9 protein-coding genes are annotated in these 6394 nt (G+C 36.3%); all 9 read left to right on the top strand.

The genetic code is table 11. The annotated features are described in order from the left end of the window. Positions 1-1978, top strand: a 1978-nt coding sequence (gene fusA / locus B2X73_RS07350; RefSeq protein WP_291096101.1) for an elongation factor G, incomplete at its 5' end; no start/stop codon positions are given. A gap of 10 nt (positions 1979-1988) precedes the next feature. Then, positions 1989-2294: a 30S ribosomal protein S10 gene (rpsJ, locus tag B2X73_RS07345; protein ID WP_019974208.1), complete on the top strand. Its 306-nt coding sequence runs from the start codon at positions 1989-1991 to the stop codon at positions 2292-2294. Positions 2295-2542: 248 nt separating this feature from the next. Beyond that, positions 2543-3172 carry a 50S ribosomal protein L3 gene (rplC, locus tag B2X73_RS07340; protein ID WP_038335606.1) on the top strand — a complete coding sequence of 210 codons (630 nt, stop codon included), beginning with the start codon at positions 2543-2545 and terminating at the stop codon, positions 3170-3172. After that, positions 3163-3792, top strand: a complete 630-nt coding sequence (gene rplD, locus B2X73_RS07335) for a 50S ribosomal protein L4 (protein WP_038335460.1) — start codon at positions 3163-3165, stop codon at positions 3790-3792. Before rplC ends, rplD begins: the two co-directional genes overlap by 10 nt. Positions 3793-3802: 10 nt before the next feature. Further along, positions 3803-4087, top strand: a complete 285-nt coding sequence (rplW, locus tag B2X73_RS07330) for a 50S ribosomal protein L23 (RefSeq protein WP_038335466.1) — start codon at positions 3803-3805, stop codon at positions 4085-4087. 15 nt (positions 4088-4102) lie between these two features. Further along, positions 4103-4927, top strand: a complete 825-nt coding sequence (rplB, locus tag B2X73_RS07325; protein ID WP_038335472.1) for a 50S ribosomal protein L2 — start codon at positions 4103-4105, stop codon at positions 4925-4927. Between the two features lie 3 nt (positions 4928-4930). Continuing rightward, a complete protein-coding gene (gene rpsS, locus B2X73_RS07320; RefSeq protein ID WP_019974202.1) occupies positions 4931-5209 on the top strand; it encodes a 30S ribosomal protein S19 in 279 nt (92 codons plus the stop codon). A 9-nt stretch (positions 5210-5218) separates the two neighbouring features. Next, complete coding sequence (gene rplV / locus B2X73_RS07315) at positions 5219-5635, top strand: 50S ribosomal protein L22 (protein ID WP_019974201.1); 417 nt, start codon at positions 5219-5221, stop codon at positions 5633-5635. Between the two features lie 4 nt (positions 5636-5639). Beyond that, entirely contained in the window at positions 5640-6362 is a 723-nt protein-coding gene (gene rpsC, locus B2X73_RS07310) for a 30S ribosomal protein S3 (RefSeq protein WP_019974200.1), read from the top strand. The last annotated feature ends 32 nt before the right edge of the window (positions 6363-6394 follow it).

The following is a 6394-nucleotide window of genomic DNA, read 5'->3' as shown; positions in this document are numbered from 1 at the left end:
CTGGATGGAGCAAGAAGCTGAAAGAGGTATTACAATTACTTCTGCAGCTGTAACAGTAGATTGGACATTCCCAACAGAACAAGGTAAACCATTACCAGACGCTAAAGGGTACCACTTTAATATTATCGACACTCCTGGTCACGTTGACTTTACAGTAGAGGTAAACCGTTCTTTACGTGTTTTAGATGGTTTAGTTTTCTTATTCTCAGCAGTAGATGGAGTTGAACCTCAATCTGAAACAAACTGGCGTTTAGCAGATAACTATAAAGTTCCTCGTTTAGGTTTCGTTAACAAAATGGACCGTCAAGGAGCTGACTTCTTAAATGTATGTCGTCAAGTACGTGAAATGTTAGGGTCAAATGCTGTTCCTATTGTATTACCAATCGGTGACGAAGCAGACTTTAAAGGAGTTGTAGATTTAATTAAAAACCGTGCAATTGTATGGCATGATGAGAATCATGGTTCTACATTTGATGTTGTTGAAATCCCAGCTGATATGGTTGACGATGTAAGACAATTCCGTGGTCAATTAATTGAAGAAGTAGCTGCGTATGACGAGAACTTATTAGAGAAGTACATGGAGGACGAAAACTCTATTACTGAAGAAGAAGTTCACGCTGCATTACGTGCTGCAACATTAGATATGTCTATCATCCCAATGACTTGTGGATCTTCGTTCAAAAACAAAGGTGTACAATTCATGTTAGATGCTGTATGTCGTTACTTACCATCACCAAGTGATAAAGAAGCGATCCCAGGAACTGACCCAAAAACTGACGAGCCTATCTCAAGAAAACCTTCAGTTGATGAGCCATTCGCAGCATTAGCATTCAAAATTGCTACTGACCCATTCGTAGGTCGTTTAGCATTCTTCCGTGCTTATTCAGGTGGATTAGACGCTGGATCTTACGTATTAAATACTCGTTCTGGTAACAAAGAACGTATTTCTCGTATCTTCCAAATGCACGCTAACAAACAAGAGCCTATCGAGAGAATCGAAGCAGGTGATATTGGAGCTGCAGTAGGTTTCAAAGATATCAAAACAGGAGATACTTTATGTGATGAAAAAGCCCCTATCGTATTAGAGTCTATGGACTTCCCAGATCCAGTAATTGGTATCGCAGTTGAGCCTAAAACGAAAGCTGACGTTGATAAATTAGGTATGGCTTTAGCTAAATTAGCTGAAGAAGATCCAACATTCCAAGTAAAAACTGATGAGGCTTCTGGTCAAACAGTTATTTCTGGTATGGGTGAGTTACACTTAGATATCATCGTTGACCGTTTAAAACGTGAATTTAAAGTAGAGGTTAACCAAGGTGAGCCTCAAGTAGAGTACAAAGAATCATTCTCTCGTCCAGCTAATCACCGTGAGGTTTACAAAAAACAATCAGGTGGTCGTGGTAAATTTGCTGATATCGTTTTCGAAATGGGACCAGCAGATGAAGGAAAAGTAGGTTTAGAATTCGTTTCAGAAATTAAAGGTGGTAACGTTCCTAAAGAATTTATCCCTTCTATTGAGAAAGGTTTCAAAGCTGCAATGAAGAATGGACCTTTAGCAGGATTCGAAATGGATTCGTTAAAAGTTACTTTAAAAGATGGATCTTTCCACCCTGTGGATTCTGACCAATTATCTTTCGAGTTAGCTGCTCAAATGGGTTACAAAGCTGCTGCAAAAGCCGCTGGTGCTCAAATCTTAGAGCCTATCATGAAGTTAGAGGTTTTAACTCCAGAAGAAAACATGGGTGATATTGTAGGTGACTTAAACCGTCGTCGTGGTCAAGTATCAGGAATGGATGATAGAAATAACGCTAAAGTTATTAAAGCTATGGTTCCATTAGCAGAAATGTTCGGATATGTAACTTCATTACGTACATTATCTTCTGGTCGTGCTACATCTACAATGGAATTCGATCACTACGCTCCAGCACCAACAAACGTGTCTGAAGCTGTAATTGCTAAAGCAAAAGGTAACGCTTAATTCAAGAAAAATGAGTCAAAAAATTAGAATAAAATTAAAATCTTACGATTATTCTTTAGTTGATAAATCAGCTGAAAAAATCGTAAAAACTGTAAAAGCTACAGGAGCTGTTGTTAATGGACCAATTCCATTACCAACTCACAAAAGAATCTTTACAGTTTTAAGATCTCCACACGTTAACAAAAAATCTCGCGAGCAATTTCAATTATCAGCTCACAAAAGATTATTAGACATTTATTCTTCTTCATCTAAAACAGTTGATGCTTTAATGAAGTTAGAATTACCTAGTGGTGTTGAAGTAGAAATTAAAGTATAGTTAGCTGTATTTTAAATAAATATAAACCCTGAGACGTGCACATCTCAGGGTTTTTTTATGAATTGCTATTAAGAATGCTTTGATTGATATTTTTCGCTGTTTGTAAACTTTTGAAAAATAATCAATTGAAAGTTTGTTGTTTACAAATTAATTCATACATTTGCATGCTAATTTTAGAGAAGATCTCTAGTGGTCGAAAGTCCACATTCTCTGAAATATTAAACAAATTATTAACATATTTTAATCAAATGTCAGGTATCATTGGTAAAAAAATCGCGATGACTAGCTTATTTGATGAGAACGGGAAAAATATTCCTGTGACAATCGTAGAGGCTGGGCCATGTGTGGTTACTCAAGTCAGAACCGTAGAGAAAGATGGGTACGTTGCTGCTCAACTTGGTTTCGATGACGCAAAAGAAAAAAACACGACTAATGCTTTAAAAGGTCACTTTAAAAAAGCTGGAACTACTCCAAAGAGAAAGTTAGTTGAGTTTTACGGTGAAGAATTCGTGAACTCTTTAACTCTAGGAGGAGAAGTTAACGTTGAATTATTCAACGAAGGAGAATTTGTAAGTATTACAGGTACTTCAAAAGGAAAAGGTTTCCAAGGTGTTGTTAAACGTCATGGTTTCGGTGGGGTAGGTCAAGCTACACACGGTCAACATAACCGTTTAAGAGCTCCAGGTTCTATCGGTGCTGGTTCAGATCCATCTCGTGTATTCAAAGGAATGCGTATGGCTGGAAGAATGGGTGGTAAACAAGTTACTGTTCAGAACTTAAAAGTACTTAAAGTGGATACTGAGAAAAATCTTTTAATTGTTAAAGGTGCTATCCCAGGTCCTAAAAATTCATACGTAATCGTTAGAAGATGGAAGTAGTAGTATTAAACATCAAAGGTCAAGAAACTGGAAGAACAGTATCTTTAGACGAGGCAGTTTTCGGAATTGAGCCTTCTACACACACAGTGTACTTAGAAGTTAAACAATATTTAGCAGCTCAACGCCAAGGAACGCACAAAGCAAAAGAAAGAGCTGAGATTGCGGGATCAACTCGTAAAATCAAAAAGCAAAAAGGAACAGGTACAGCTCGTGCTGGTTCTATCAAATCTCCAGTGTTTAGAGGAGGAGGTAGAGTTTTCGGACCACGTCCAAGAAACTACTCTTTCAAATTAAACAAAGCACAAAAGAGATTAGCTAAAAAATCAGTTTTATCACAAAAGTTAGCTGAGAATGAAATCAAAGTTGTTGAAAACTTTTCTTTCGAAGCTCCAAGAACTAAAGAGTTCAAAACTGTTTTAACTGATTTAGGATTAGAGAACACAAAATCATTATTCGTATTAGGTGAATCTAATAGCAATGTATATTTATCTTCTCGTAACTTACAAAAAGTTAAAGTTGTTACAACTGAGGAATTAAATGTATTTGATTTAATCAATGCTTCTCAAATCGTATTTTTAGAAGGTTCTTTAGCAACAGTTCAAGAAAATTTAACAAAATAAGACGAAGAAAATGGGAATCATAATTAAACCAGTAATTTCAGAAAAAGCAACTAATAACAGTGAGTTGTTAGGGCAATATTCGTTTTATGTAGACACAAAAGCTAACAAAATTCAAATTAAAGAAGCTGTAGAAAAAACTTACGGTGTATCTGTAGTTTCTGTTAGTACTTTAGTATCTGCTCCAAAAGTAAAAACTCGTTACACAAAAACAGGTTTTCAAACTGGAAAAACAAATAAGTTGAAAAAAGCGATCGTTAGCTTAGCTGAAGGTCAAGAAATAGAGTTGTTCGGATAATTTAAGAATTAAAAAATGTCAGTAAGAAAATTAAAACCTATCACCCCGGGACAACGTTTTAGAGTGGTTAATGAATTTGCGGCAGTAGATAAAAATGCTAAGCCAGAAAAGACATTAGTTGAAGGAAAATCTAAATCGGGTGGACGTAACAACACTGGTAAAATGACAATGCGTTATATCGGTGGTGGACACAAACAAAAATATCGTATCATCGACTTCAAACGTGATAAAGAAGGTGCTGCAACTGTAGAATCTGTACAATACGATCCAAACAGAACTGCATTCATCGCTTTATTATCTTACGAAGATGGTGAAAAACGTTACATTATTGCTCAAAATGGTTTGAAAGCTGGACAAGTAATTGTTTCAGGTGAAAACGTAGAACCAGAAGTAGGTAATGCTATGAAGCTTAAAAATATGCCATTAGGTACAGTAATCTCTTGTATTGAATTACGTCCAGGGCAAGGAGCAGTTATGGCAAGAAGTGCAGGTACTTATGCTCAATTAGTTGCGCGTGATGGTAAATATGCTATCGTTAAGTTACCAAGTGGTGAATCAAGAATGATTTTAGTGGAGTGTAAAGCAACAGTAGGTGTTGTTTCTAACACAGACCATCAGTTAGAAGTTTCTGGTAAAGCTGGTCGTTCTAGATGGCAAGGTCGTCGTCCAAGAACTCGTCCAATGGTTATGAACCCTGTAGATCACCCAATGGGTGGTGGTGAAGGTCGTGCGACAGGAGGTATCCCTCGTTCTCGTAACGGTATTCCAGCGAAAGGTTACAAAACTCGTGACAAGAAGAAAGCGTCTAACAAATATATTGTTGAAAGAAGAAAAAAATAATTTATGGCACGTTCATTAAAAAAAGGACCATTCATCCACTATAAATTAGAAAAGAAAGTTCTTGCTAACGTAGAAAGCGGTAGCAAAAACGTGATCAAAACATGGTCAAGAGCATCAATGATTTCTCCTGATTTTGTTGGTCAAACAATCGCAGTACACAACGGAAAGCAATTTATTCCTGTTTATGTTACTGAGAATATGGTAGGTCATAAATTAGGTGAGTTCGCTCCTACACGTACTTTTAGAGGTCATGCCGGAGCTAAAAACAAAGGAAAAAAATAGTAAAGGGCCATGGGATCTAGAAAAAGATTAAGTAACGAAAGAATCAAAGAAGCTAACAAGCAGGTAGCTTTTGCGAAATTAAATAATGTTCCTACTTCTCCTCGTAAGATGAGATTAGTAGTAGATATTATCCGTGGAGTTGAAATTCAAAAAGCTTTAGGTATTTTAAAATATACTAAAAACCACGCTTCAATCCGTTTAGAGAAATTGTTATTAAGCGCTATCGCTAACTGGCAAATCAAAAATGAAGGAGCTGATGTTGAAGAAGCTGGATTATATGTTAAAGAAATCTCTGTTGATAGTGCACGTCAATTAAAAAGAATTCGTACTGCACCTCAAGGTAGAGCACATAGAATCAGAAAACGTTCAAACCATGTAACTTTGGTTTTAGGAACTAAAGAAGATAAACAAAAAGTACAAGATTAAGAATATGGGACAAAAAACTAATCCAATCGGAAATCGTTTAGGAATCATCAGAGGATGGGATTCTAACTGGTACGGTGGAAATGATTACGGTGATAAAATTGCAGAAGATGCAAAAATTCGTACTTATTTAAGAGCACGTTTGTCTAAAGCCGGAGTTTCTCGTATTTACATCGATCGTACTTTAAAATTAGTTACAGTAACTGTAACTACTGCTCGTCCAGGTATCATTATTGGTAAAGGTGGACAAGAAGTTGACAAATTAAAAGAAGAGTTAAAGAAAATCACTGGTAAAGAGGTTCAAATTAACATCTTCGAAATTAAGAGACCAGAATTAGATGCAATCTTAGTAGGGGATAGTATCGCTCGTCAAATTGAGAATCGTATTTCTTACCGTCGTGCTATTAAAATGGCAATTCAATCAGCAATGAGAATGAACGCAGAAGGAATCAAAGTTCAAATCTCTGGTCGTTTAAACGGTGCAGAGATGGCACGTTCTGAAACTTATAAAGATGGACGTATTCCTTTGTCTACATTCCGTGCAGACATTGATTACCACATTTCAGAAGCTCATACAACTTATGGTCGTTTAGGGATCAAAGTATGGATCATGAAAGGTGAGGTATATGGTAAGAGAGAATTATCTCCTTTAGTTGGATTACAGAAAAAACAAAAAAAGTCTGACAACAACAGAAAGGGAGGTGAAAGATCTAATAATAGAAAGCGATAATTTAGTTTAACAACTAACATAAAGAATTAAGT

The sequence above is a fragment of the Empedobacter sp. UBA7252 genome (genome assembly GCF_002472765.1).
GTDB lineage: Bacteria > Bacteroidota > Bacteroidia > Flavobacteriales > Weeksellaceae > Empedobacter > Empedobacter falsenii_B.
This window is presented reverse-complemented; position numbering and strand designations above follow the sequence as displayed.